Source organism: Variovorax sp. EBFNA2 (genome assembly GCF_033802765.1).
GTDB classification, from domain to species: domain Bacteria; phylum Pseudomonadota; class Gammaproteobacteria; order Burkholderiales; family Burkholderiaceae_C; genus Variovorax; species Variovorax paradoxus_H.
The window spans coordinates 1,686,813-1,710,367 of sequence record NZ_CP138496.1; the positions used below are offsets into that span (position 1 = coordinate 1,686,813).

A 23,555-nucleotide genomic window follows, 5' to 3' on the forward strand; every position below is an offset into this window, starting at 1 on the left:
ACAACCGCAGTACCTTGTACAGCCGCCGTTCGTACAATCGTCAGTCGCAGAGATGCTGCGACTACTTTTCACTAGTCAGCATGAGTCCGTTTGCTGATGACCACCGGCCGCAAAGCTGTGTCGTCGACATTGCGGAACTACGAAACGGATCCGAGCGATCTTGCTTTGATACCCTGTAAGTCGTATCAGCCCGAAGCGTCTCGTGATGCCCAACCTTCCCTTCAGCCCCGCCGCCGACCGCAACAAACAACCCATCCTCGATGCCCTGACCCGCATCCTCGGTGAACACGGCACCGCCTTGGAAATCGCCTCCGGCACAGGCCAACATGCCGCCTGGTTCGCCGCCGCCATGCCTTCATGGACCTGGCAACCCACCGACGCAGACGCCCGCTCGCTCCCCGCAATCGCCAGTCGCGTCGAGCAAGCCGCGCTGCCCAATCTGCGCCCGCCGCTGCTGCTCGACGTGATGGCGCCGCAGTGGCCGTCGCAAGGCCCCGCGTTCGCTCAAGAAGACAAAGAAGAAGAAAAGTTCGACGCCATCTACTGCGCCAACATGCTGCACATCGCACCCTGGCCCACCTGCGCCGCGTTGATGGCCGGTGCCGCGCGGCATCTGCGTTCGGGCAGCGGCGTGCTGATCACCTACGGGCCTTACTTCGAAGACGAAGCACAGCACGGCCCCACGGCGCTGAGCAATCTGGCGTTCGACGAAGACTTGCGCGCGCGCAATTCCGCGTGGGGCATTCGTCGCATCGATGACGTGGTGGCAGAGGCGCGCCGCGTCGGCCTTGCATTGCGCGAGCGGCACGCGATGCCCTCGAACAACCTGCTGCTGGTCTTCGGCTTCAGCTGACGATGAAGAAGAGCGAGGGCGTCATCGCTCGCCAAGGGGCTCTGCATTGCGATCCGGCGCACTCGCGCTAGAGTCGGGCCACGTCCACAAGACCGGCCTGCGCCCATGCTCGACACATCCCTGCCGACGCCCTCACGTTCTTCCCCCGCATCGCTGTTGCTCTCGCAGCGGCTGCTGTTCCGACTGATCCCCGCCGTCACCGCCTGCCTCCTGGCCATCGGCTGCGCGAGCCCGCCGCCGACGCGCGTGCCCGGTGGTTCGGTGCCCAGCAGCAACATCCCGCCGCTGACGTCGGAGCAATCGAACAGCATCACGATCCATGCGCTGGGGCTGGTCGGCACGCCGTACCGCTATGGCGGCAACTCGCCCGAGGGCGGTTTCGATTGCAGCGGGCTCATCGGCTACGTGTACCGCCAGAGCGTGGGGCAGGTGCCGCCGCGCACGGTGTCGCGCATGGCGGGCTTCGGGCGGCCGGTGCCGATGTCCGAGCTTCGCTCGGGCGACCTGGTGCTGTTCGGCTCGGCGTCGCCCACGCATGCGGGCATCTATGTGGGCGACGGGCGTTTTGTGCATGCGCCGTCCACGGGCGGCGAGGTGCGGCTCGACCGGCTCGACGGCGTGTACTGGTCGCGGCAGGCGACGCAGGCGCGCCGGCCCGGCTGATTCGACGACCCTGACGCGCTACGCCCGCGGCGACTGCACGTGCTCGGGCCGCACGCCGATGCCCACGGCGCGCGCGGGCAAGGTGCGCAGCCACGGCCAGCGCCCCAGCAGGCGCAGTGGCAAGGGCATGGGGCGGGGCGCGATCGATGACGATGCGGCTGCAGCCGTGGCCGCTTTGCGGCTGAGCACCGGCATCAGCACGCGGTCTTGCACGAGCCGCTGCGCGGCCTGCGTGACGCGCACGGGCCATTCGCGGCGGCGCTGCAACTGGGGCAGCAGGGTGTCGATCTCCTTGTCGGTGGCGGTGCCTGCCAGCGACGCGGCCAGCAGGTTGGCGGCGGCCACGGCGTCCTGCACGGCGAGGTTGATGCCGACGCCGCCCACGGGCGACATGGCGTGCGCGGCGTCGCCGATGCACAGCAGGCCGGGGCACGACCACGATTCGAGCCGGTCGACGGTCACTTCGAGCAGCTTCACGGCCTCCCAGTCGGGCAGGGCCTCGGGAAGGCGCGTGGCAAAGAAGGGCGCGATGCGTGCAATCTCGGCATGGAAGGCGGCAATGCCGCGCGACTGCAGGTCGACCCGGCCGCCCTTGCGGATGACGAACGCGCACTGCCAGTAGTCGCCGCGGTTGAGCGTCACCAGCAAGCGGCCCGCCGCGATGTGGCCGCCGGTGGCCTCGGGGTCGCCGGGCAGCTTGGGAATGCGCATCCACAGCACGTCGATGGGCGCGCCGTAGCTGATGTGCGGCAGCGCCGCCGCGTCGCGCAAGGTGGAGTGGCGGCCGTCGGCGGCCACGATGAGCGAGGCGTGCAGCTCGATGTCTTTCGGGCCGCCGCTGTCGGGGCTGCGGGCACCGACGCGCACTTTCACGCCGTTGACGCGTCCGTTGTCCTGCAGCAGGCCGGTGGCCTCGGCGTCGGTCCACAGCTCAAAGCCGGGGTAGCGCCGCGCCTCGTCGCACATGAAGTCCAGAAACTCCCACTGCGGCATGAGCACCAGAAAGCGGGCGTGGGTGGGCAGCCGCCTGAAGTCGGCAATGGTCACGCTGCGGCCCTCGTAGGTGCCGCGCAGCTCTTCGATGCGGTTGTGTGGGCGCTGCAAGAAGGCGTCGAGCAGGCCGAGTTCGTGCAGCACTTCGAGCGTGGACGGGTGCACGGTGTCGCCCCGGAAGTCGCGCAGAAAGTCGAGGTGTTTTTCGAGCACGACGACGGGCACGCCGGCGCGCGCAAGCAGCAGGCCCAGCACCATGCCGGCCGGGCCGCCGCCGGCAATGCAGCAGCGGGGCGACGTGGGAACGGGGGCAGCGGTGGTGTGCGTGTCCATGGCTCCGATCGATCCGGTCGCGCCATGGGTGGCGTGGCCTGTGGGGTGCGCGGTGCGTGCACCCTCGGTGTACGCACTGCGCGGCCGGACCGCCGGGGCCCGGACCTCAGGGCAACGTGAAGCTCACGCGTTGTGCAATGAGCACGCCGTCGACCACGCGGTCGCCGACGACGGTCACGCGCCTGGCGTTGCCCAGGTCGGCGGCGGTGCCGTTGTCGAAGATGGTACCGGAGCCGCTGGCATCCACGCGCTGGCCGCGCACGATGAAGTCGGCGGCCGACACGTAGTTGGCGATGGGGCCGATCACGGTGAACGACACGGGCCCGCCGGTGCCAGGCACGTTGCGGATGCGCAGCTTCTTGGCCACGAGCACCTGGCCCGAGAGGAAACCGTCGACCTCGACCTTCACGCCGTTGCCGACGGCGCCGACCGTCCCGGGGGGGATCTGCGCATTGCGCGCGTCGATCTTGTTGCCGAGCACGCGGAAGTCGCCCAGCGCGGTGAAGTCGGTGACCACGCCCGCCAGTTGCAGCGCGATGCCGTCGGCCGAGGGAATGGCGTACCAGCCCTGCACCTGGGTGGCGGTGAAGCGGCCGGCGGTCGGTGCCGCCGTGCCGCGCACGCGGACGATGGCGCCGTTGGCCAGGCTCGCGGCGTCGATGCCGGGGCCGAAGGCGGCGCCGCCGAAGTCGACGGTCAGCAGGCCGAGCGTGAACTGCTGGGCGCCGCGGTCGAGGTTCTGCACGGTGCCGGTCACCAGCGGGGCGGTGGTGGCAGGCGTCACCTGGACGCGCGTGGCGCGCAGGGTGCCCGGTGCGGCGGGCAGGCCCCACACCTGCACGATGGTGCCATCGACGAGGTCGGTGTCGCCCTTGGCGCCGGCCCAGACGGTGGCGTTGTCGGTGGTCACGCGGGCGCCCATCACGGTGAAGCTGCCGTCCTTCGGGTCGATGGCCGACACGGTGCCGCGCAGCTCGGCGGCCGAGACGACGGTGGCGGCGATGCCGTTGTTGAAGTCGGCATCGACCTTGCCGGCGATGCGCGCGCTCATGCCGATCTGCAGCTCGGTGGTGTCCTCGAGGCTGAAGGTGGCGCTGTCGGTGTTGTAGCGCAGGCCGTTGAGGATCACGCTGCCCAGGCCGTCGGCCGCGCCGATGCCGGCGGCGTCGGCGCTCACGCCGGTGCCGCCGGAGCCCACGCCCGAGCCGTCGCCGTTGGTGTTGCCGGCGGTGGTGTCGCCGCCGCCGGTGCTGCCGGAGCCCGTGCCCGTGCCGCTGCCTGCGTCACCCGAGCCGCCGTCGCCGCCCCCACCGCCGGTGCCGCTGCCGCTGGCCGCGGTGCCGGGCGCGCCGAAGCCCGGCGTGCCGCCGCCACTGCCGCCGCCGCCTCCCCCGCAGGAGAGAAGCAGGGCCATGACGCCGGCCATGAGCAGGCCGCGCGCGAGTCGCAAGGAGGTGAGGGTGGTGTTCATCGGGGAGGCTCGTTCTTCTGGGGCGCGCCGGGAGGGGGCGCGCCTTCATCGTCTTCGTAATAGGTGTAGATGCCGACGCGGATGCGCGCCTTCGCGGTGGCGTCGGGGGCCGCGCGGTCGACGGCCTGGGTCATCTCGCGGGCCAGCTCGTGATGCAGGCCGGCCCAGCGTTCGCGCACGAGGCGTTCGATGGCCGTGCAATCGGCCAGCGTGAGCCCGCGCGCGTACACGGCGCGCTCGAGCATGCGGGGCGTGTCGCCCAGAGTGTTGGAGACGGCGGCCAGCAGGTGGTCGCGGCCGTTGTCGCCCAGGAAGGCGAGCATCGATTGCAGGTCTTCCACCGGCACGAAGCCGTCGGCCGTGAGTTCGGCGGTGCCGTCGCTCTCGGCCACCATCTGCAGGCGCACCAGTTCGTCGAGGATGGTGCGGTGGTGCACGTTGCCCCGGCTGGCCAGACGGGCCACGCGCTCGAACGACGGCCCGTCACCCTCGGTGACGACGGGCAGGCGGCGCAGGGTGTCGTCGTCGGTGGTCATCTGTAACCACAACGTAAAAGTCTTGGCGGCGGCTGACAGCTCGGTGTGGGGCAGGGGGTCGACGGTGGCGCGCACCTTGGCAGTAACGACCTTGCGGTTCAGCCCGGTGGTGACCGAAATCTGGCTGAGGTTGGGCCGGGGCACGCCCTGGCCGCGCCAGGTGCGCTGGGCTTCCTCGATGAGCAGGTCGCGCAGCAGGGTTTCCAGGTGCGGGTGCTTGACGCCCATGGCCAGCGCCAGCCGGACCACGGGCCTGAGGATGCGAGCGCAGGCGGCAAGGGCCCAGTCCAGCCGGTGTTCCATGGATGCGGGGAGCGTTGTTCCTGGTGAGGGGGTGGTCGAAGCAAGAAGGCGGGGCCGGCGCCCGGCCTTGGCACGGGGCGCTATTGTCGTCGGTCCTCCAGCGACCCGCGCCGGCCTGCGTCAGGTCGCCGGACAGGTGACGCTGTTCGACCGGGTGACGGTGGTGCGTCCGGTGGCGCTGATGGCCACGGCGCGCGACGGGTCGGCGCGGCAGATGGTGATGCCTCTCAGCGGTCGGTTTCCCGATACCAATATGTTCTCTTTCTCGTTGCATTGATGGGGATGTTCGGCTTTTGCGCGCCGAGCCCTGAACTTCCGTCCGCGCCGGAGCCACCGCCGCCGCCGATCAGAAACGGCAGCCGCCGCTCCTTGCCGTCGACGGTGACCGTGACGACGCCGAACACCGGCGACGGCGCCAGCCCACCGCCGTGAAGCAGTTTGGAGGTCGTGGCGCCTGTCAGGAAATTGACGCCGTAGCTGCGCGCCGTGCCCAGGTTGGCCTGGCAGCTGGTGCTGCTTGGGACGATGGGCTGATTGGTGCCGAAGTAGACGATGCCGCCGACGGTGGTGGGCGCGTTCACGCCCTTTTCGCCCGCGCCGCCCAAGGTCACGTAGAAACCGCTCAGGGTGTTGTTGTAAGGGGTGGAGGCGGTGGCGTGGAACAGTGCGGCCGGTGCGACGTCCGCTGTGCTGCTGGTGTCGTCGCGCACGGGTGTCCAGCCGGCTCCATCCCCTCCCACGTTGGTGTCCTTGATCATGTAGAAGCGGTTCACGATGCCGCTGGCTTTCTGGGTCAGCAGCGGATGCTCCCGGTCGCCGGTGATGTCCAGCACCACGTCGTAGGTCTTCGTCAGCACCACATCGGGCGAGAAGAAGAACTTGCGCTTGGTCGCGCCGGTTCCGCCCAGCGCGGCGAACTGGGTGGCCTGCCAGGTGCTCGCGTCGCCGCTGCCGGTCGGCTGGAGATCCACGCGCCAGATGTTGCCGCCGGTGTCGGCTGCGTAGAGCCGATCGATGTAGCCGTCGAAGTCGCGGTCAACCAGCGTGATGTCGGCCGGAATCGCGTAGTTCATACCCGCCAGTTTGCAGGGGTTGCCGGTGCAGGTCGTGCCGCTTCCGCCCGGCCCGGCCTGCCACAGCAGGTTGCCGGTGACCGCGTCGAGGATGAAGATCCCCCGGCCCATGGTGTCGGCTGCGGGCGGCTCGGCATCTTCGTTGGTGTCGTAGCCGGCACCGAAGATCAGGACCGGGTTTGCGTGGCCCTTGATCATCGCCACCTTCGGCTGCGACCAGGTTTGCCCGAGCTCCCCGAAGCCGGTGTCGGTGTTGCTGCGCTTCCACATGAACTTCGGATTGGCCGGGTCGCTCACATCCAGCGCGTAGAGCAGCCGCCCACCGCGACGCGCCGACAGGAAGAGATAGGCCGTGCCGGTGGCGCTGTTCTGGTAGACGCCCGGCGCACCATCGAAGAAATAGGTCTTTGCGACACCGTTGGTGGAACTGCCCAGCTTCAGCGCGGGACTGTTCTGGTAGAGCCGCTGCAGACCGGGGTAGAACTCTGCAGGCACGAAGCTCCACAGTTCGCCGCCCGGGGGAACACGGGCCGTGGCGCCGGTGGCGTCCTTCACGGAGATCGCGCAGGTCGGCGACAACGTGCAGTTGCCCTTCGGCTTGCTGCGGTCGGTCGGGTTGTTGGGCTGGTTGCCGTTGACGGCGCGGAACATGCCGTCGTTGGCGCCGTAGAACACCACCACGCCGGTCGTGCCGCCGTAGTCGATCACGGCGGGCCGCGAGTGCAGCACGTCGCCATGTACCGAGCCGCGAACCGTGATGCTGGTATCGGGGGGGCGGCTGGTCTCGGGGCCGGCGGCGGAGTCGCCGCTCGCGTAGGTGTCGTCGCCGCGCGCCCAGTTGATCAGGTTGACGGCGGTCACCGAACTGGAGGTGATGCCCAGCGCCGTTGCGGTGAGGTTCGCGTTGCTGACCTTGAATGGCATCGCACTCAGTGCCGCGTTGGCAACGCAGCCGCTGCCAACGCAGGTGTACACATTGCGCGACGTCGTCGCGCTTGCCGTCGAGGTCGGGGGATAGGAGTCAGTCAGGTATTTGAGGCGGATCTGCTGCCCGACCCCGCCCTTCTCGACGATCTGCCCGTCTGCCCAGTCATGACCATCGCTGGCGCCTTGCGCCTTGAACGCGTTGAGCCAGAAACCGCCCTTGGAGTCGGGCAGGGAACTGATGTCTTTGGCGCTCCAGAAGCTGACCGCCGTGGGTGAAATGAAACCTGTGCCCGCCGCGCTCAGCGCCCGGTTGGCGTTGTTGCCTGCGGAGTAGGGTCCCCACGAGGCGTCGGCGAGAAACAGCTGCGGCGCAGTCGGGTCGGTGGTGTCCACGCCGAACTGGTACTGCTTGAGATTGCCCATCCAGCGCGGGTTCTCGCTGCCGTCGGGGCGGAACATGCCCATGAAGATCTGATTGACGTAGGTCCCCTGCATGTTGGCGCTCACCGGCAACACCGGCGCCGCGAACACGCTGTTGACGGCCTGCACGTCACTGAACACCCGACTGATGGCGGCGGCCAGCCCCTTGACGTCGCCGATCTGCACCACGAAATACTGCCCTCCTCCCTGGTTGGCCATGCTGACCATGAGCTGTTCGTACTCGGGATTGGTTCCGTCGCTCAGGATGATGGTGTAGGTGGTGATGCCCGGGTAGGGCGTCTTCAGGTGGGGCGACGTCCCCGTGTACATGAAGTTCGCCCACTCGTCGGAGTAGTCGGTTGCGTAGGGAGGTCCGCTCTTTGGGGTCTTGTTCGGCGCAATCGGAGACTCCCATGTCGGCATCGCCAGCTGTGTCGGCAGGCTCGTCAGGCCTTGCGCCGCCTGCAGTGCATCGCCGCCCTTGTTCCCACTGTCCTGCATCTTCTGGTTGTTGGTGGCCAGCGTGATGTAGAGAACGAAATTCCTGCCGCAGACTTGCTGGTTCGCCAGCCCCGGGTAGGTGGTGCCCGACAGGCCAGTCTTCCCCTGATAGAAGGCCCAGGCTTCCTGCATGGCCTGGGAAATCTGGTTGTTGTTGCTCTTGTCAGCGTCAAGGCTCAGCGCCGCGACCCGCTTGAGCATCTTGTCGAGGCCCGTGTCATCCATCAGCAGCAGTGAGCTCGGCACCGGCGACGGTTCGGGCAAGACAAAAGTGCCGCCATTGGTCTGGCCGGAAGGAAAGTACATCAGGCCCAGGTTGATGTTGCCTTTGAGGGCCGCATCGGTGCCGAGGGCCTTGATGGCGCTGTACAGCCCGCACTGCTCAAAGCCCAGGTTCTTCGTCGGATCGTTCACCACCAGGTTGGGGTCGGAACAGGTGAAGGTCGAACTCGCACTCGCCGCCGCCGCGTTGTCCAGGATCATCAACAGGTTCGGGGCGGCGCCGCTGGTCGTGCCCTGATAGATGTCGATGTCGTCGGCTCGCGCGCCGGCACTTGCCAGGGCAAGCAGTGCCAAGGCACCCAGCCGCCAGAAATTCGAAGGCCTCTTCATGTCCTGCTCCCATTCGATCAACATGCCGCACCTACCACGACGCGCACCGCGATGCCCTGGTGCGTGGTTGCCGCGGCTGCGCCGCCTGCGGGCGGCGTGGCAGTTGCGTTGACTTCCCAGTTCGAGTTCGAGCACAGCGAATCGCCGCCTGTGCCCCCGCCGGCGATGCCCGTGTTCTGCGAGGCGCCGCTCACATAGCAGGGCTGGTCGCTGGCCTGGCTGGCGTCCAGCTCGCTGAGCTTGATGGGCTTGATGCCGGTACAAACGGGCGCCGGCACGGCGACGGTGTACGCGGAGCCGGCCTGGCCGCTGTTGTTGATGTCCACTGTGGTGGTGCTGGCCTTCGGCATCGAGGTGAAGTCGGTGCTGATCGCCGCTTCGATTGCCTGCATCGCGGCCGCATTGGCTTCGTTCTCGGTCTGCATGTTGCCGACCAGCTTTGTGTTGACGGTGGTGACTTTGACTGCAGAAACGACCATGAGCGTCAGTACCACCAGGAAGATCATCGAGACCAGCAAGGTCGCACCCGATTGGCCCCGGCGGGTGCGGTCATTTTTCAAACGGTTCATGGCACTTCTCTCTGGCCTGAGTTGTTGTAGAGGCGGGCAACCGTGCTGTAGACGTGCCGCTTGACGTGGTCATTGAATGGCCCTGCGGTCGGCGTCGCCAGGCCAAGGTCGTAGGTTCTTTCGTCGGTCCAGCCGCTGCTGGCTTCCGTGTTGCGCGCCAGCACGTGAATGCGGATTGCCATCACGTTGGCCCAATTGGTCGCGGCGGCCGTCCAGTCATAGGCGGGCGTTGTTTGTGGGCACACGGCAGCCGCGACTTCCGTCGTGGGAGGGCTGTGCGGATTGCTGGTATAGCAATCCGGCGAACCGTTGGCATCCATGTCGATGCCGTAGTCGAACTGAATGTTCTCGATGCCTTCGACCAGCGGCGTGATGGTCATTGCGCCGTTGAGGTACTCGGCCATCTTGAGCGTGGGCGTGGTGTCGGAGCCGCATGCGTTGCAGGTGCTCACGAAGTACACGTGCTGCACGATCTTGCGCAGCGGCGCGAGGCTGGACGCAAGGCAGTCCTTCTGCCTCAGCGTGAAGCTCGCCGCCGAGGACCCGGTGGCCGCCACGAAGGGCAGCGAGTCACTCGTGCAGGTGGATACCTGCAGGTAGCGCTCGCCGCTGGCCGCCGACGCCACGTTCACCGCGTTGGTGCTGACGCGCGTGACGACGAGCATGGCAGTGCCAGGCATGACGTTGTCGAAGCAACTCGGCACGCTGTCCAGCGCGTAGACCGGCAGGGGGACGCTGGAGGTGCCCGGACTCGTTGTCGCCGCGTAGCCGAGGTCCGTAATGCCCGTGGGGCAAGCCACGGGCGTCATGTTGGCGAAAGCCGTGCTTGAGGATGCACCGACAAAACCGGCGAGCTGTATGTCTTTGCTGAGCACCTGCAATGCGTAGCGCCCGTTGTCGATCTGCCGCGAGGACTTGTCGAGTTCCGAACGCGAACTCACGGTCGACACGAGCAGGCTGCTCAGGCCGATCAGAAGGAACAGGCCCAAGGTGATAGCCACCATCAACTCGACCAGCGTGAACCCCCGGCTGATCCGCTGGCGGTGAACCATGGTTCGTATCCTCACGACAGTGCTCCCATTCGAACCTTTGTGGTGACGACCCGGTGCAGTTTTTCATCGCCATAGCTGCCGTTGCCGCAGGGAAACGCGGTGCTGCCATCGGCCAGGGTCGGCGCGGCCGTCTTGGCGAGGCCTTGCCAGGACACGGCAATCATGTAGACGTTGTCGGCGGCATCGTCGAGGGTTACGCAGCCGATGGCGCCGATCATGGCGCCGAGGTTTGCGCCCGACTGGATCTCGGCCTGTCCCTTGAGCATGTTGTCCCAGGCCGCAAGATCGGCCGTGGCTCGCGCCTGTTGCTGTGCATTGCCGATGGTGCAGCTCGGGGCCCCCGTATTGCCAGTGCCCGTGCCCAGTTGCACGCCGGTCGCATCGTTGGAGTAGCAACTCGCGACTTTCCGGTTGGCGTTGAGACGGTCCGCCATGTCTTGTACGAGTTGCAGGGCCTGGATCCGCTGGTAGGACTCCATCTCGGCCAGGCTCGAGCGGCTGCTCACCCCCACCAGGCCGAGCAGGCCGAACAAGAGGATGACGAGCGAGACCAGCACTTCGATCAGCGCGATCCCATGCTGGGGCGCGGCCACATGGAGACGGCGGTTGGAAGAACGACGGGGCGACATCTAGCAGGCTCCTGTGTTGCTGCTCGGCACGCCACTCAGGCCGATGGAGATGCAGCGCGAACTCACGCCGCTCACCGCGGCTGATGGTGCGATGGTGAATTTCGTGCTCGCTGTCACCGGGCGGCCGTCCTTGCCGTAGGTGATGGCGCTCAGGCCCGCCGAGTCGGTGATGGAGAGGTTCTTGTAGGCCTCCTGGTTCTGGAACGTGAGGGTGTCGTTGCTCACCTTCCAGCCGCCGTCCCAGTCGGTGCCGACCTTGCGCAGGGACACATTGCCGTTTCGGGTCACAGCCTGGCTCCGGGCGAGCGTGATGGCAGCCATCAGGTCGAAGGAGACGTTGCGAATGCGCTGGTTGGCAATGAATGCGCTGAAAGAAGGCGCCGCGATGGCAGCCAGGATCGCCATGACCGTGATGACCGTGACCAATTCGATCAGCGTGAAGCCGCGCGAGCGGCGGCCTACCAGCATCCTGCAACTCCGCTGTTGCCCGACGCGGTCTTTGTCCCCGATTCGTCGATCGTCAGCTCTGCGCAATCGGTATCCCTGGCGAGTTGACTGCCGATCGGCGTGGCCGTGACCCGAAAGCCCGGCAGCGTTGTTCCGGTCTTGGGGGCGGTCGTGACCGTGTAGTTGGACGACACATGGGAAGGAACGCTCGAATTCAGCGTTGCAAGATTGGCGGCGTAGGCCCGTGCATCCAGCAGATAGCGCTGCTGCAGGTTGGTGACCTCAAGCATGTAACCCTGGGCCGCCGACCGGTTGGACCGAATGATGTAGCGCAGGTAGGACGGGTAGGCGATCGACGCCAGGATGGCCACGATGGCCACCGTGATCATGACCTCGATCAATGTGAAGCCGCCGCTTGTGCGCGCCTGCGAATGCTGGGTCATCGTGGACTCGTCAGAGTTGTTTCACATTGTTAGTGAATGTGAATTTATCACATTTAACGTAAACACCAGCACCTCACCGCGCCGCCAATGACCGTTCGGCGGAACGTGGTTAGGGGTTATCCATTAGGCAATTCCACCCGCCCGGACCGCGCAGTTCGACGGATGCGGCCCTGCGGCAGGCGGGGAACACTCGCCCGGTTCATATCGAGGAGACATCCGCATGCCCAACATTCGCCGCCATCTGGTGTGGCTGGCCGTGGCCGTGCTCGGCGCTTTCGCGCTGGGCACCGTCGCCCTGAGCCGGGGGGAGAGCATCAACGCCCTCTGGGTCGTGACCGCCGCGCTCTGCACCTACCTGATCGCCTACCGCTACTACAGCCTGTTCATCGCCGACAAGGTGCTGGGGCTCGACGCCAACCGCAAGACGCCCGCGCATCGCCACAACGACGGCCTGGACTACGTGCCGACCGACAAGAACGTGCTGTTCGGCCACCACTTCGCGGCCATTGCGGGCGCCGGTCCGCTGGTGGGCCCGGTGCTCGCGGCGCAGATGGGCTACCTGCCCGGTTTGCTGTGGGTGCTGGCGGGTGTGGTGTTCGCGGGGGCGGTGCAGGACTTCATCATCCTGTTCATTTCCACGCGCCGCGACGGCCGCTCGCTGGGCGACCTGGTCAAGCAGGAGATGGGCGTGGTGCCCGGCATGATCGCGCTGTTCGGCACCTTCATGATCATGATCATCATCCTGGCGGTGCTGGCCCTCATCGTGGTGAAGGCGCTGGCCGAATCGCCGTGGGGCAGCTTCACGGTGGCCGCGACGATTCCCGTGGCGCTGTTCATGGGCGTGTACCTGCGCTACATCCGCCCGGGCCGCATCGGCGAGGTGTCGGTGATCGGCTTCGTGCTGCTGATGGCGGCCATCTTCGGCGGCCAGTGGGTCAGCCAGCATCCGGTGTGGGGCCCTGCCTTCACCTTCGACGGCAAGGCGCTCACCTGGATGCTCGTGGGCTATGGCTTCGTGGCCGCCAGCCTGCCGGTGTGGCTGCTGCTGGCACCGCGCGACTACCTGTCGACCTTCCTGAAGATCGGCACGATCATCGCGCTGGCCATCGGCATCGTGGTGGTGATGCCGACGCTGCAGATGCCCGCCCTCACGCAGTTTGCGCAGGGCAACGGCCCGGTGTGGTCGGGCAGCATGTTCCCGTTCCTGTTCATCACCATCGCCTGCGGTGCCGTCTCGGGCTTCCACGCGCTGATCTCTTCGGGCACCACGCCCAAGATGCTCGACAACGAGCGCCACGCGCGCTTCATCGGCTACGGCGGCATGCTGGCCGAATCGTTCGTCGCCGTGATGGCGCTGGTGGCGGCTTCGTGCATCGAGCCGGGCATCTACTTCGCGATGAACAGCCCGGGCGCGCTGGTCGGCACCACGGTGCAACAAGCCGCCGCCACCATTTCGGGCTGGGGCTTCGTGGTCACGCCCGAGATGCTGCTGCAGACGGCCAAGGACGTGGGCGAAACCACCATCCTCGGGCGCACCGGCGGCGCGCCGACGTTGGCCGTGGGCATGGCCCACATCCTTCACCAGGTGATCGGCGGGCAGGCCATGATGGCCTTCTGGTACCACTTCGCGATCCTGTTCGAGGCGCTCTTCATCCTCACGGCGGTGGACGCCGGCACGCGCGCCGGCCGCTTCATGCTGCAGGACCTGCTGGGCAGCTTCGTGCCCGCGCTCAAGCGCACCGACTCGCTGCCGGCCAACCTGATCGCCACCGCGCTGTGCGTGTCGGCCTGGGGCTACTTCCTGTACCAGGGCGTGGTCGATCCGCTGGGCGGCATCAACACGCTGTGGCCGCTGTTCGGCATCTCCAACCAGATGCTGGCCGCGGTGGCACTGATGCTGGGCGTGGTCGTGCTGTTCCGCATGAAGCGCGAGCGCTACGCCTGGGTGGCGGCGGCGCCGGCTGTGTGGCTGCTGGCCTGCACGCTGACGGCGGGCTGGCAGAAGATCTTCTCGAGTGATCCGAAGATCGGCTTCCTGTCGCATGCGTCGAAGTACGCCGACGGCCTGGCCAACGGCGTGCTGATTGCACCGGCCAAGACGCCCGAAGCCATGTCGCGCATTGTCTTCAACGACCGACTCGACGCGGCGCTGTGTGCGCTGTTCATCTTCGTGGTGCTGAGCGTGCTGGTGTACAGCATCAAGGCCTGCTTCGCGGCCCGCGCGGCCAACCGGCCGACCGCGCAAGAGACGCCGTTCGAGTCGATGGGCGCGGCCTCGTCCGCCGCCCACTGAACGCCATGGGCCTCGCCCTGCCCGAAGCCGGGCGCTACATCGCCCGGTCGATCAAGCAGTCGCTGCGGCTCATGGTCGGGCTGCCCGACTACGACGTCTACCTGACGCACATGGCGGCCACCCACCCCGACCGGGTGCCGATGAGCTACGAGGAGTTCTTTCGCGAACGGCTCGAAGCGCGCTACGGCGGGGGCAAGGGCCGCTGCTGCTAGCAAGCGGCGACTGACAACGACAAAGGGCGCATGCGATGCGCCCTTTTTTCATTTCAGGAGGCGTCGAGGATCTGCGCCATCCGCAGCGCCGCCGGCGAGAGCGGCCGGTTCTTCAGGCTCAGCCGGTACAGCGGCCGCGACAGCACCGCGCCCGGCAGCTTCAGCTCGCGCAGCGTGCCCAGCGCGAGCATGTCGGCCACCACCACGCGCGGCAGCATCGAGATGCCGACGCCGCTGGCCACGGTACGCGCAATGGCTTCGTTGCTCGCCATTTCCATCCACGGCGGCGCGTCGATGCCCTGCGTCGCGCACAGCGCCTCGGTGGCCTGGCGCGTGCCCGAGCCGGGCTCGCGCAAGATCCAGTTCTGCCGGCCCAGCAGCGCGGCCGTCACGCCGCGGCGGGGCAGCGCGGCATCGGGCGGCGCGACGATGGCGAGCGGGTCGGTGGTCCATTCGCGCACGTCGATGCGTGCTTCGCTGTCTGCGTCCACGCGACCCTCGACCAGCGCGAGATCGATGCGGCATTCGAGCAGTTGCTCGCACACCCACTGCGTGTTGCCGACCGTGACGCGCGGCACCACCGCCGGAAAAGCGGCGCAAAAGGCCGCGATCTGCGGCGGCAGCCAGTAGCTCGCCACCGTGGTGCTGGCGCCCAGCGTGAGGCTGCCGCGCTGCACGCCGACGCGCGCACGCACGTCGTCGAGCGCCGCGCGCTCCATCGCGAAGATGCCGCGCGCATGCGTGAGCAGCGACGCGCCGGCCTCCGTGAGCCGGAAGCCCTTGCCCGCGCCGCGTTCGATGAGCGTCAGGTCGAGTTGGTGCTCCAGCTCGCGGATGCCCTTGGACACTGCGGGCTGGCTGATCCACAGGCCCTCGGCCGCGCGAGAGAAGCTGCCCGCCTCGGCCACGGCGACGAACAGGCGCACCAGGTGCAGATTGAGGGTCATAACTTAACTTCATGCATCGGTGAAGTTTATGTCTTTGACTCATGGTCTGTCGATTTCTAAGCTTGGGCCCATGTCGTCCCTTGCCGCCTCCTTGCCCGGTTTTTCCTTCGTTCGCCGCTGCGGCCCCGGCGTGCTTTTCGCTGCGGTGCTGGCTGCTGCCGCCGCGCTGCTGGCCGAGTGGCCGCCGATGGTGCACCTGGGCCTGAGCGCGCTGACCCTGGCCATCGCGCTGGGCATGGTGGCGGGCAACACGGTGTTCCCCGCGGTGTCCGACCGCACCGGCGCGGGCGTGGACTTTGCGCGCAGCGTGCTGCTGCGCGCGGGCATCGTGCTCTACGGTTTTCGCATCTCGCTGAGCGACATCGGCGCCGTCGGCTGGCCCGGCGTGCTGATCGCGATGGCGATGGTGGCGCTGACCTTCGGCCTTGCCGTGCGCATCGGCACGCGCTGGCTGGGGCTCGACCGCGAGACGGCCGCGCTGATCGGCGCGGGCAGCGCCATCTGCGGCGCCGCCGCCGTGATGGCGACGCAGCCCGTGGTGCGCGGCGAGGAGCACAAGGTGTCGATCGCCGTCGCCACGGTGGTCGTGTTCGGCACGCTGTCGATGGTGCTGTACCCGCTGGTCTATCCGTACCTCGGCCTCACGGAACATGCCTTCGGCCTTTTCGCGGGCTCCACCATCCACGAGGTGGCGCAGGTGGTCGCGGTCGGCGAGGCGGTCAGCCCGGGCGCGGCGAATGCGGCCGTGGTCGAGAAGATGCTGCGCGTGATGATGCTGGCGCCGTTCCTCATGGGCCTGTCGTTCCGCGTGGCGGCATCGACGCCGGGCACCGCGAGCCTGCGCGCCTGCTGGCGCCAGGTGCGCGTGCCATGGTTCGCGGTGCTGTTCATCGCCGTGAGCGCCGTGCATTCGCTCGACGTGCTGCCGCGCGCACTCGTCGCCGCGCTGGTGCAGCTCGACACGCTGCTGCTCGCCACCGCCATGGCTGCGATGGGCCTGCGCACCAGCGCCGCGAGCCTGCGCAAGGCCGGGGCGCAGCCGCTCAAGCTGGGGGCGCTGCTGTTCGTGTTTTTGACGGTCGGCGGTTATGCGGTGAATGCGGCCGTGCTGGCGGTGTTCTAAGCCCGGGCTCAGGCGGCGCCTGAGGCGTCCTGCGTGAATTCCAGTTTCTCCTGCGCGCCCCTTCGCGGGACCATCGGTGCCACGCAACTGGTGGAGAAAAAACCGATGTCATCCGAACTCAACCAGATCGCCGACTGGTCGCTGCGCTGGCGCATCTTTCTGTCAGGCGCGCTGTGCCTCGTCGCCGTCATCGCTGCGGCGAAGCCATTCGACGTGAACGCCGACCTGCAAACCGAGCAGCGCTACCAGCTCGCCCTCGAAGCGCAGGCCGGGCGCGACTACCGCACGATGCTCGTGCAGCTGCGCCAGGCCGCCACCGAAGGCCATCCCGAGGCGCAGGAGATGCTGGGCATGGTGCTGCTGACGGGGCAGACGCTGTATGGGTCCGCCGTGAAGGCTGACCGCTGCGAGGCGCGCAACTGGATGCGCCGCGCGGCCGTGCAGGGCAGCGAGACGGCGAAGGTGCAACTCGTGTTTCTCAACCGGCTGCGCAGCGCGCCGGCAGGCCGCATCGACTGCGAGTGAGCCTACGTTGACCAGATGCGCGGCGTGGCGGCCGGCAATTGCCACAGCTCGCTGCGCCACGCCTGCCAGACCTGCCGCAGCAGCTGCATCGCGGGCTCGACCACCGGCGCAAGCACGCGCAGCACGACCACTTCCGCGTGCGGGCTGGTCGCGCCCGCGCTCTCGTGCAGTTCGTGCGCTTCGAGCAGCGTGCGCGCCTGCGCCAGCAGGGCTTCGCGCCGTGCCTTGGGCATCGGCGAGCCGGTCACCACGAACAGCGAGGCGAGGCAGCGGTGGCCGCCCAGCCCCAGCGGGCTTTGCAGCAGGCGGTGGTCGCTCGCATCGATGCGCCCGCGTTCCAGCCACACGCCGGGGGCTTCGATGTGCTGCAGGTAGGTGCCGCGTTCGAAGGGCTGGTTGGCGTTCGGCAGGCCGAGCGCGCACACGTCCCAGCCGATCAATTCGGCGCCCGGTGCAGTTTCGATGGTGAGCCGGTTCTCGGCCTGGCAGCCGCTGTAGCAGATCGCTTCGAGCGGCAGCCATTCGAGCCGCGCACCGGAGGCGAGCCGGATGCGCGTGCGTTGCAGCGCGGTCTCGCCTTCGGAACGGTAGAAGCGCGAGGCGCCGGGCGTGGTGATCAGGCCGTGGCTGCCCTCGGCGGCTTCGATGTCGATGTCGAGCGTGTCGCCGCCGACGAGCCCGCCCGGCGGGTGCACCAGCACGTTGTGGCACACCGCATCGCCCTCGGGGTAGAGGCTCTGCAAGATGCGCAGCGGGCCGTCGTGGCGAAAACGGGCGACGCTGCGGTCGGCTTCTTTTTGGTAGGCGAGGTGGAGACGGGCGTGCCAGGGCATGCGGCGAGTCTAGTGCGCCGTCACAGGCTCAGGTCTTCCACGCGCCGTCATGCGCGGCAGCCGCTTCATCGATCAGCGCCGGCCCGATGCATTCGATCGGATGCGGTGACGCGCGGAACACGTCGCGGCACGACAGCTCTGCGTCGCGCTGGTCCTGCCGCTCGCCGCGAAACACGCGCAGCCGCTGCGCGTCGATGCCGAACACCACGCGGCCGATGTTCGACCAGAAGATCGCGCCCGCGCACATCACGCACGGCTCGCCCGAGGCATAGAGCGTGGCGCCGGCCAGTTCCTCGCGCGTGAGGCCGCGGCCGGCCAGCGCGCGCAGCGCATTCACTTCGGCGTGCGCGGTGCAGTCGCCGGTTTCGGCGTTGCTGTTCGCGGCCTCGGCCAGCACTTCGCCGGCGGCCGAGACGATGACCGAGCCGAAGGGCCGGTTGCCGCGCCGGCGCGCGGCATGCGACCACACGATGGCCTTGCGCAGGTAGCGGCCGTCGCGCTCGTCGAGCGTGTTTTCGTCGGGGAAGGCGGAGGTGGAATTTTCAGGAACGTTCATGCCTTGGGTGCGGGAAGAAGGCGCTCGCTGCGGGCAGGCAGCATCGAGCTGTTGAAGAGGGCGTCGGCCGAGGGCCGCGTCTTGAGGCCGTAGGTGTCGGCCACCTCGTCGACCTGCTGTTCGAGCGTGAGCTTGCGGATGTCGCCCAGCCCATGGCTGCGTGTGTCCGCCGCGCCCACGTACTGCGCCGTGAGGCTCCAGCGTTCGAGTTCGACCTTTTCGTCCAGGATCGGTTCGCGCTGGCGCATGGCGGCGATGCTCGGTGCGGGGTTGGCAAAGGTCTCGACGATGGCTCGGTTGGTCGCGCGCAGAAAGGCCGCCACCACCTTAGGATTTTGCGCAATGAGGTTGCTGCTCGCAAGGATCGCGTTGCCGTACAGGTTGACACCAGCGTCCGAATACTTGAGCACCGAGAGTTCGTCGGCCTTCATGCGCGCGAAGAGCGAGACGGCCGAGTCGTGAAAGTAGGTGGCGGCATCGACGTCGCCGCGCACCATCACGTTGTCGCGCGCGCTGAAGTCGGTGGTCTGCCACTGGAAGGCGTCGCCGCGCATGCCCTGCTTGCGCGCCACCATCGGCCACGCGCGGCGCGTGGACTCGACGGCGGCGGCGGCGACCTTCTTGCCCGTGAGGCTCTTGAAGTCGCTGGTCACGCCGCGGTCCTTGCGCCCGATGATCACGAACGGTGCACGGTTGTAGTACTGGTACACGGCCTGCACCACCGGCGTGCCCGGGTTCTGTGCGTTGAACTCGACCAGTGAGCTGATGTCGCCCAGGCCCAGCTGGTACACGCCGCTCGCGATGCGCGTGATCGACGCGACCGAGCCGGCACCGGTGTCGATCGTCACGTCCAGCCCCTCGTCGCGGTAGTAGCCCTTGGCGTGTGCCAGGAAGAAGGGCGCGGTCTGGCCGTTGATGCGGAAGTCGAGCGTGAACTTGAGCGGGGTGAGCTTGCCGCCCTGCGCGAACACGGCAGGGGCGGCGAGGGTGGTGGCGGCTGCGGCAAGAAAGGATCGGCGTTGCATGGTGGGGCCTCGGAGTCGGTGGTCTTGACGGATGCCCCCCACCAGGGCGGGAGGCGCCTCAAGAGCAATTTCCGGGCGGGCGCACGGGGATGGTGCGTGCGCTGCTGAACGCTTCTACTCTTGTCGGCTGTCTTGCATGAGGCATGCCAGGGTGCGGCGCTCGGGCATCGCCGGGTGGGGCTTGGACGCGCGGCCGGGGCGCGCCACAATCCGGGCGCGCTAATTGCAAGTCGATCGGCGCAGAGTAGAAGCGTTCAGCCTCGCGCATGTTTTTTATCAAGCATGCCGACGAAGCAGGAAATTGCTCTTTCACGTTCGTCCCCACACGCAACATCGAAGGAGTTCGCCCATGCTCGTCACCCAACAACCCGTCTTCCGCAAGTTCTGGCATGCCGTCATGCCGCTCACCGAACTGGCCCACGGCCCCAAGCCTTTCCGGCTTCTGGGCGAAGACATCGTTCTGTTTCTCGATGCCAACGGCCAGCCGGCCGCGCTGCGCGACCGCTGCTGCCACCGCACCGCCAAACTCTCGAAGGGCTGGTGCGTGGACACCGAAGGCAAGGCCTGCGGGCAGGGCGCGATCCAGTGCGGCTACCACGGCTGGACCTACGACCGCAGCGGCCAGGTAGTACGCATCCCGCAGTACGAGCCCGACCGCAAGATCTCGCCCGAGTACAAGACCACTGCCTACCACTGCACCGCGCGCTACGGCTATGCCTGGGTGGCACTGGAACAGCCCATCGCCGACATCCCGGTCATTCCCGAATTCGAGGATGCGGGCTACCGCACGATCTTCCAGTTCTACGAAGAATGGCAGACCAGCCCGATGCGCGCGCTCGAAAACTCGTTCGACAACTCGCACTTCAGTTTTGTGCACCGCGCCACCTTCGGCGTGGCCGCGAGCCCGAAGCCGAGCAAGTACGAGTTGGTGGAAAACGAGTCGGGCTTCTACGCCGAGACGGTGATCGAAGCGACCAACCCGGTGAAGTTCCATTCGATCAGCGGCGTGACCGACGCGATCACCACGCGCCACATGCGCAACGCCTACTTCCTGCCGTTCTCACGCCGGCTCGACATCGAGTACCCGAGCGGCATCCGCCACATCATCATCAACTGCTTCACGCCCATCGACGACGGGCGCATGCAGCTGTGCCAGTGGCTGTTCCGCAACGACACCGAGGCCGACTGCGCGGCGCAGATGCTGATCGACTTCGACGAGGAGATCACGCGCGAGGACAAGGACATCCTCGAATCGACCGACCCCGATGCGCTGGTCGACACGCGGCGGCGCGGCGTGGAGTATTCGATGGAGTCCGACCGGCCGGGGATGCTGATTCGCAAGCACCTGATGCAGCTGCTGGCGAAGTGTGGGGAGGCGGAGGTTTATCGGGGAATGAGCAGCGCGGTCATTCCCATCGCAAAGGCCGCCTGAGCGGCGGCCTTGTCGCCCCGCGCGTCAAGCGTGGGCGGCTGTGGGCGCCGGGCGCGAGGCTCCGCGCGACGAACCTTGCGCATAGCGGTCCATCGCCAACCCATCCGTGCGAATCTCCGGCCGCTGACCCGTCACCAAGTCTGAAATCAGCTTGCCCGAGCCGCAGGCCATGGTCCAGCCCAGCGTGCCGTGGCCGGTGTTCAGGAACAGGTTCGGGTAGCGCGTGGCGCCGACGATGGGCGTGCTGTCGGGCGTCATGGGGCGCAGGCCGGTCCAGAAGCTGGCGTTCGGCAGGTCGCCGCCCGGGAACAGGTCGCTCACGACCTTCTCGAGCGTGGCGCGGCGCGCCGGGTTCAGGCGCAGGTCGAAGCCGCCGAGCTCGGCCATGCCGCCCACGCGGATGCGGTTGTCGAAGCGCGTGACGGCGACCTTGTAGGTTTCGTCGAGCACGGTCGATTGCGGCGCGAGCGATTCGTCGAGCAGCGGCACGGTGAGCGAGTAGCCCTTGACCGGGTACACCGGAATGTCGAGGCCCAGCGAGGCGATGGCGGCGCGCGAGTAGCTGCCGAAGGCCATCACGTAGCGGTCGGCCGTAAGGATCTTGCCGGCGCGGGTGCGCACGCCGGTGATGCGGCCGCCGTCGGTTTCGAGGCCGTCGATGGTCTGGCCGAAGCGGAAGTCCACGCCCAGGCCGCGCGCGATTTCGGCGAGGCCGCGCGTGAAGAGGTGGCAGTCGCCGGTTTCGTCGTTGGGCAGGCGCAGGCCGCCGGTGAGGCGGTCGCGCGCGCCGGCCAGGCCGGGCTCGACGCGCGCCAGGGCGTCGCGGTCGAGCAGTTCATAGGGCACGCCGCACTCCTCGAGCACGGCGATGTCGCGCTGTACCGCGTCGAGCTGCGCCTGCGTGCGGAACAGCTGCAGCGTGCCGCCGGTGCGGTGCTCGTACTGCAGGCCGGTGTCGGCGCGCAGCTGCTGCAGGCAACCGCGGCTGTATTCGGCCACGCGCATCATGCGTTCCTTGTTGACCGCGTAGCGCTCGGGCGAGCAGTTGCGCAGCATGGCGGCCATCCAGCGCAGCTGGAACAGCGTGCCGTCGGGGCGGATCGACAGCGGCGCGTGCTTCTGGAACATCCACTTGATCGCCTTCAGCGGAATGCCGGGCGCGGCCCACGGCGTCGAGTAGCCGGGCGACACCTGGCCGGCGTTGCCGAAGCTCGTTTCCTCGGCCGCGCCGGCCTGCCGGTCGAGCAAGGTGACCTCGGCGCCGGAGCGCGCGAGGTAGTACGCCGTGGTGGTGCCGATCACGCCGCCGCCGAGAACGATGACTTTCATGGTGTATTCGCGTATCTGAGTGGAATGATGTGAATCTAAAGTGCATAATGAAGTGGATTTCATTGTTTTTTGACGTTTGGCAGTGAAAATCTCTGTTGAAAATCGCCAAAACCCCCGCACGGAGTGAAATGCCCGAACTCGACCGAATCGACCGCAAGATCCTCGATCTGCTGCAGCGCCAGGGCCGCATCGCCATGACCGAATTGGCCGAGCGCATCGGCCTGTCGGCCTCGCCCTGCGCCGAGCGCGTGAAGCGCATGGAGCGCGACGGCGTCATCACCGGCTACCACGCGCACGTGTCGCCCGAGGCGCTGGGCAAGACCTTGCTGGTGTTCGTGGAGATCAAGCTCTCGGCCAAGTCGGGCGACGTGTTCGACAAGGTGAAGCAGGAGCTGCTGCACATGCCCGAGGTGCTCGAATGCCACCTGGTGTCGGGCAGCTTCGACTACCTCGTGAAGGCGCGCCTGAGCGGCATGAGCGAGTACCGGCACCTGCTGGGCGACATCCTGAAGAAGCTGCCGGTGGCGGCCGAGTCGCACAGCTACGTGGTGATGGAAGAGATCAAGGAAACGCTGATGCTGGCGGTGGACCGGTGAGTGCCGCCCAGGCGCCATGGCTACCATCGGTTCGCGCCCCGAATCCTCTTTTCATCTCGCCCAAAAGGAAACCGGCATGAGTATTTCAATCCGCCGCGACGGCACCACCGGCACGCGCCACATCCTCAAGATCCGCAACCACGAGATCCCGGTCGATGCCTCGCCCGCGGGCGGCGGCAGCGACGGCGGTGCCGAGCCGCACGACCTGTACGACGCGTCCCTCGCGGCGTGCAAGGCGCTCACGGTGCTGCTCTACGCGCGCCGCAAGGGCATTCCGGTGGAAGACATCGAGGTCGTGGTCGATCGCGACGACAGCGAGGAGCGCAAGGGCATCTACCGCCTGAAGTCGGGCCTGCGCCTGACCGGCGACCTGACGGACGCGCAGCGCGACGAGCTGCTGCGCGTGGCGGGCAAGTGCCCGGTCCACAAACTCATGACGGAAGTGAAGACCGAAATCGAGACCGGCTGGGCAGACTGAGCCCGCGGCCTTCTTACTTCGCCGCTTCGGCCAGCTTGCGCGCTGCCTCCACGCGCTTGGCATGGCGGTCGCCCCAATCGGCCAGCGGCGCGAGTGCCGCATTGAGCGTGGCGCCGAGTTTCGTTTCGGAATAGACCACGCGCGGCGGCACTTCGTGGAACACCTCGCGGTGCACGAGGCCGTCGGTTTCCATCTCGCGCAGCTGCTGGATCAGCATCTTTTCGCTGACCTCGGGCAGCAGCCGCTTCAGCTCGCCGAAGCGGTAGGGCTGCGCATGCAGCTCCCACAGGATGACGGCTTTCCACTTGCCGCCGATGACCTCGAACGCGGGGCCGATGCCGCAGTTGTAGGGCTTCTTCGCTGCCATCCGGTGCTCCTTGC

At 67.5% G+C, this 23,555-nt stretch carries 24 protein-coding genes; 9 read left to right on the top strand and 15 right to left on the bottom strand.

Annotation, left to right across the window (positions count from 1 at the left end; all coding sequences use genetic code 11):
- Positions 1–205 precede the first annotated feature (205 nt).
- Complete coding sequence (locus RZE79_RS07730) at positions 206–853, top strand: DUF938 domain-containing protein (protein ID WP_319359684.1); 648 nt, start codon at positions 206–208, stop codon at positions 851–853.
- A 105-nt stretch (positions 854–958) separates the two neighbouring features.
- A complete protein-coding gene (locus tag RZE79_RS07735; RefSeq protein WP_153285590.1) occupies positions 959–1,516 on the top strand; it encodes a C40 family peptidase in 558 nt (185 codons plus the stop codon).
- 18 nt (positions 1,517–1,534) lie between these two features.
- Here the strand turns inward: RZE79_RS07735 and RZE79_RS07740 are convergent, their stop codons facing one another.
- From RZE79_RS07740 to RZE79_RS07780, 9 genes are all read right to left on the bottom strand, one after another.
- Complete coding sequence (locus tag RZE79_RS07740) at positions 1,535–2,842, bottom strand: FAD-dependent oxidoreductase (RefSeq protein ID WP_319359685.1); 1,308 nt, start codon at positions 2,840–2,842, stop codon at positions 1,535–1,537.
- Positions 2,843–2,948: 106 nt separating this feature from the next.
- Complete coding sequence (locus tag RZE79_RS07745; RefSeq protein WP_319359686.1) at positions 2,949–4,313, bottom strand: DUF5666 domain-containing protein; 1,365 nt, start codon at positions 4,311–4,313, stop codon at positions 2,949–2,951.
- Positions 4,310–5,152, bottom strand: coding sequence for a DUF6502 family protein (locus RZE79_RS07750; protein ID WP_319359687.1), 843 nt, complete (start codon positions 5,150–5,152; stop codon positions 4,310–4,312). The genes RZE79_RS07745 and RZE79_RS07750 overlap by 4 nt, the downstream gene beginning before the upstream one ends.
- A gap of 227 nt (positions 5,153–5,379) precedes the next feature.
- Positions 5,380–8,709 carry a PilC/PilY family type IV pilus protein gene (locus RZE79_RS07755; protein WP_319359688.1) on the bottom strand — a complete coding sequence of 1,110 codons (3,330 nt, stop codon included), beginning with the start codon at positions 8,707–8,709 and terminating at the stop codon, positions 5,380–5,382.
- On the bottom strand, positions 8,703–9,254 hold the full coding sequence (locus RZE79_RS07760; protein WP_228121830.1) for a PilX N-terminal domain-containing pilus assembly protein: 552 nt from the start codon (positions 9,252–9,254) through the stop codon (positions 8,703–8,705). Before RZE79_RS07760 ends, RZE79_RS07755 begins: the two co-directional genes overlap by 7 nt.
- On the bottom strand, positions 9,251–10,306 hold the full coding sequence (locus RZE79_RS07765; RefSeq protein WP_319359689.1) for a PilW family protein: 1,056 nt from the start codon (positions 10,304–10,306) through the stop codon (positions 9,251–9,253). The genes RZE79_RS07760 and RZE79_RS07765 overlap by 4 nt, the downstream gene beginning before the upstream one ends.
- Before the next feature lie 11 nt (positions 10,307–10,317).
- A complete protein-coding gene (gene pilV / locus RZE79_RS07770) occupies positions 10,318–10,935 on the bottom strand; it encodes a type IV pilus modification protein PilV (RefSeq protein ID WP_153285584.1) in 618 nt (205 codons plus the stop codon).
- Positions 10,936–11,403 (bottom strand): GspH/FimT family pseudopilin, encoded by a 468-nt coding sequence (locus RZE79_RS07775; protein ID WP_319359691.1) that lies wholly within the window; start codon positions 11,401–11,403, stop codon positions 10,936–10,938.
- Complete coding sequence (locus RZE79_RS07780) at positions 11,394–11,825, bottom strand: type IV pilin protein (protein WP_153285583.1); 432 nt, start codon at positions 11,823–11,825, stop codon at positions 11,394–11,396. Before RZE79_RS07780 ends, RZE79_RS07775 begins: the two co-directional genes overlap by 10 nt.
- 220 nt (positions 11,826–12,045) lie before the next feature.
- Here RZE79_RS07780 and RZE79_RS07785 point away from each other — a divergent pair, with 220 nt between their 5' ends.
- Entirely contained in the window at positions 12,046–14,118 is a 2,073-nt protein-coding gene (locus RZE79_RS07785) for a carbon starvation CstA family protein (RefSeq protein ID WP_319359692.1), read from the top strand.
- Between the two features lie 5 nt (positions 14,119–14,123).
- The gene (locus RZE79_RS07790) at positions 14,124–14,330 is read left to right on the top strand and encodes a YbdD/YjiX family protein (RefSeq protein WP_319359693.1); all 207 of its coding nucleotides are present in this window, start codon (positions 14,124–14,126) and stop codon (positions 14,328–14,330) included.
- A gap of 53 nt (positions 14,331–14,383) precedes the next feature.
- On the opposite strand, the gene RZE79_RS07795 is transcribed toward RZE79_RS07790, so the two are convergent.
- Positions 14,384–15,277 carry a LysR substrate-binding domain-containing protein gene (locus RZE79_RS07795; protein WP_319359694.1) on the bottom strand — a complete coding sequence of 298 codons (894 nt, stop codon included), beginning with the start codon at positions 15,275–15,277 and terminating at the stop codon, positions 14,384–14,386.
- Between the two features lie 70 nt (positions 15,278–15,347).
- On the opposite strand from RZE79_RS07795, the gene RZE79_RS07800 reads away from it, so the two are divergent.
- Both RZE79_RS07800 and RZE79_RS07805 read left to right on the top strand, forming a co-directional pair.
- Positions 15,348–16,400 carry a YeiH family protein gene (locus RZE79_RS07800; RefSeq protein ID WP_319359695.1) on the top strand — a complete coding sequence of 351 codons (1,053 nt, stop codon included), beginning with the start codon at positions 15,348–15,350 and terminating at the stop codon, positions 16,398–16,400.
- Positions 16,401–16,505: 105 nt separating this feature from the next.
- Complete coding sequence (locus tag RZE79_RS07805) at positions 16,506–16,925, top strand: sel1 repeat family protein (protein WP_319359696.1); 420 nt, start codon at positions 16,506–16,508, stop codon at positions 16,923–16,925.
- A 2-nt stretch (positions 16,926–16,927) separates the two neighbouring features.
- On the opposite strand, the gene RZE79_RS07810 is transcribed toward RZE79_RS07805, so the two are convergent.
- Genes RZE79_RS07810 through RZE79_RS07820 form a run of 3 tightly spaced genes read right to left on the bottom strand, consistent with a single transcriptional unit; the run spans position 16,928 to position 19,339 of the window.
- Complete coding sequence (locus tag RZE79_RS07810; protein WP_319359698.1) at positions 16,928–17,758, bottom strand: urease accessory protein UreD; 831 nt, start codon at positions 17,756–17,758, stop codon at positions 16,928–16,930.
- Between the two features lie 28 nt (positions 17,759–17,786).
- Positions 17,787–18,314: a nucleoside deaminase gene (locus RZE79_RS07815; protein WP_101489277.1), complete on the bottom strand. Its 528-nt coding sequence runs from the start codon at positions 18,312–18,314 to the stop codon at positions 17,787–17,789.
- On the bottom strand, positions 18,311–19,339 hold the full coding sequence (locus RZE79_RS07820) for an ABC transporter substrate-binding protein (protein ID WP_319359700.1): 1,029 nt from the start codon (positions 19,337–19,339) through the stop codon (positions 18,311–18,313). The genes RZE79_RS07815 and RZE79_RS07820 overlap by 4 nt, the downstream gene beginning before the upstream one ends.
- A gap of 349 nt (positions 19,340–19,688) precedes the next feature.
- Here RZE79_RS07820 and RZE79_RS07825 point away from each other — a divergent pair, with 349 nt between their 5' ends.
- Positions 19,689–20,771, top strand: coding sequence for an aromatic ring-hydroxylating dioxygenase subunit alpha (locus tag RZE79_RS07825; RefSeq protein WP_319359701.1), 1,083 nt, complete (start codon positions 19,689–19,691; stop codon positions 20,769–20,771).
- A 24-nt stretch (positions 20,772–20,795) separates the two neighbouring features.
- Here the strand turns inward: RZE79_RS07825 and RZE79_RS07830 are convergent, their stop codons facing one another.
- Entirely contained in the window at positions 20,796–22,100 is a 1,305-nt protein-coding gene (locus tag RZE79_RS07830; protein WP_319359702.1) for a D-amino acid dehydrogenase, read from the bottom strand.
- A gap of 128 nt (positions 22,101–22,228) precedes the next feature.
- On the opposite strand from RZE79_RS07830, the gene RZE79_RS07835 reads away from it, so the two are divergent.
- Both RZE79_RS07835 and RZE79_RS07840 read left to right on the top strand, forming a co-directional pair.
- A complete protein-coding gene (locus RZE79_RS07835; protein WP_056578796.1) occupies positions 22,229–22,696 on the top strand; it encodes a winged helix-turn-helix transcriptional regulator in 468 nt (155 codons plus the stop codon).
- Between the two features lie 76 nt (positions 22,697–22,772).
- Positions 22,773–23,174: an OsmC family protein gene (locus tag RZE79_RS07840; protein WP_319359703.1), complete on the top strand. Its 402-nt coding sequence runs from the start codon at positions 22,773–22,775 to the stop codon at positions 23,172–23,174.
- Positions 23,175–23,187: 13 nt separating this feature from the next.
- On the opposite strand, the gene RZE79_RS07845 is transcribed toward RZE79_RS07840, so the two are convergent.
- Positions 23,188–23,541 (bottom strand): helix-turn-helix domain-containing protein, encoded by a 354-nt coding sequence (locus tag RZE79_RS07845; RefSeq protein ID WP_319359705.1) that lies wholly within the window; start codon positions 23,539–23,541, stop codon positions 23,188–23,190.
- Positions 23,542–23,555: the final 14 nt, after the last annotated feature.

Bases quoted from the DNA above. Each gene is read 5' to 3' on its own strand.
- RZE79_RS07840 (WP_319359703.1), top strand. From the start codon at position 22,773: ATGAGTATTTCAATCCGCCGCGACGGCACCACCGGCACGCGCCACATC.
- RZE79_RS07845 (WP_319359705.1), bottom strand. From the start codon at position 23,541: ATGGCAGCGAAGAAGCCCTACAACTGCGGCATCGGCCCCGCGTTCGAG.
- RZE79_RS07830 (WP_319359702.1), bottom strand. From the start codon at position 22,100: ATGAAAGTCATCGTTCTCGGCGGCGGCGTGATCGGCACCACCACGGCG.
- RZE79_RS07825 (WP_319359701.1), top strand. From the start codon at position 19,689: ATGCTCGTCACCCAACAACCCGTCTTCCGCAAGTTCTGGCATGCCGTC.
- RZE79_RS07790 (WP_319359693.1), top strand. From the start codon at position 14,124: ATGGGCCTCGCCCTGCCCGAAGCCGGGCGCTACATCGCCCGGTCGATC.
- RZE79_RS07760 (WP_228121830.1), bottom strand. From the start codon at position 9,254: ATGAACCGTTTGAAAAATGACCGCACCCGCCGGGGCCAATCGGGTGCG.
- RZE79_RS07730 (WP_319359684.1), top strand. From the start codon at position 206: ATGCCCAACCTTCCCTTCAGCCCCGCCGCCGACCGCAACAAACAACCC.
- pilV (WP_153285584.1), bottom strand. From the start codon at position 10,935: ATGTCGCCCCGTCGTTCTTCCAACCGCCGTCTCCATGTGGCCGCGCCC.
- RZE79_RS07735 (WP_153285590.1), top strand. From the start codon at position 959: ATGCTCGACACATCCCTGCCGACGCCCTCACGTTCTTCCCCCGCATCG.
- RZE79_RS07835 (WP_056578796.1), top strand. From the start codon at position 22,229: ATGCCCGAACTCGACCGAATCGACCGCAAGATCCTCGATCTGCTGCAG.
- RZE79_RS07785 (WP_319359692.1), top strand. From the start codon at position 12,046: ATGCCCAACATTCGCCGCCATCTGGTGTGGCTGGCCGTGGCCGTGCTC.
- RZE79_RS07750 (WP_319359687.1), bottom strand. From the start codon at position 5,152: ATGGAACACCGGCTGGACTGGGCCCTTGCCGCCTGCGCTCGCATCCTC.
- RZE79_RS07820 (WP_319359700.1), bottom strand. From the start codon at position 19,339: ATGCAACGCCGATCCTTTCTTGCCGCAGCCGCCACCACCCTCGCCGCC.
- RZE79_RS07800 (WP_319359695.1), top strand. From the start codon at position 15,348: ATGTCGTCCCTTGCCGCCTCCTTGCCCGGTTTTTCCTTCGTTCGCCGC.
- RZE79_RS07755 (WP_319359688.1), bottom strand. From the start codon at position 8,709: ATGTTGATCGAATGGGAGCAGGACATGAAGAGGCCTTCGAATTTCTGG.
- RZE79_RS07740 (WP_319359685.1), bottom strand. From the start codon at position 2,842: ATGGACACGCACACCACCGCTGCCCCCGTTCCCACGTCGCCCCGCTGC.
- RZE79_RS07810 (WP_319359698.1), bottom strand. From the start codon at position 17,758: ATGCCCTGGCACGCCCGTCTCCACCTCGCCTACCAAAAAGAAGCCGAC.
- RZE79_RS07745 (WP_319359686.1), bottom strand. From the start codon at position 4,313: ATGAACACCACCCTCACCTCCTTGCGACTCGCGCGCGGCCTGCTCATG.
- RZE79_RS07805 (WP_319359696.1), top strand. From the start codon at position 16,506: ATGTCATCCGAACTCAACCAGATCGCCGACTGGTCGCTGCGCTGGCGC.
- RZE79_RS07780 (WP_153285583.1), bottom strand. From the start codon at position 11,825: ATGACCCAGCATTCGCAGGCGCGCACAAGCGGCGGCTTCACATTGATC.
- RZE79_RS07815 (WP_101489277.1), bottom strand. From the start codon at position 18,314: ATGAACGTTCCTGAAAATTCCACCTCCGCCTTCCCCGACGAAAACACG.
- RZE79_RS07795 (WP_319359694.1), bottom strand. From the start codon at position 15,277: ATGACCCTCAATCTGCACCTGGTGCGCCTGTTCGTCGCCGTGGCCGAG.
- RZE79_RS07775 (WP_319359691.1), bottom strand. From the start codon at position 11,403: ATGCTGGTAGGCCGCCGCTCGCGCGGCTTCACGCTGATCGAATTGGTC.
- RZE79_RS07765 (WP_319359689.1), bottom strand. From the start codon at position 10,306: ATGGTTCACCGCCAGCGGATCAGCCGGGGGTTCACGCTGGTCGAGTTG.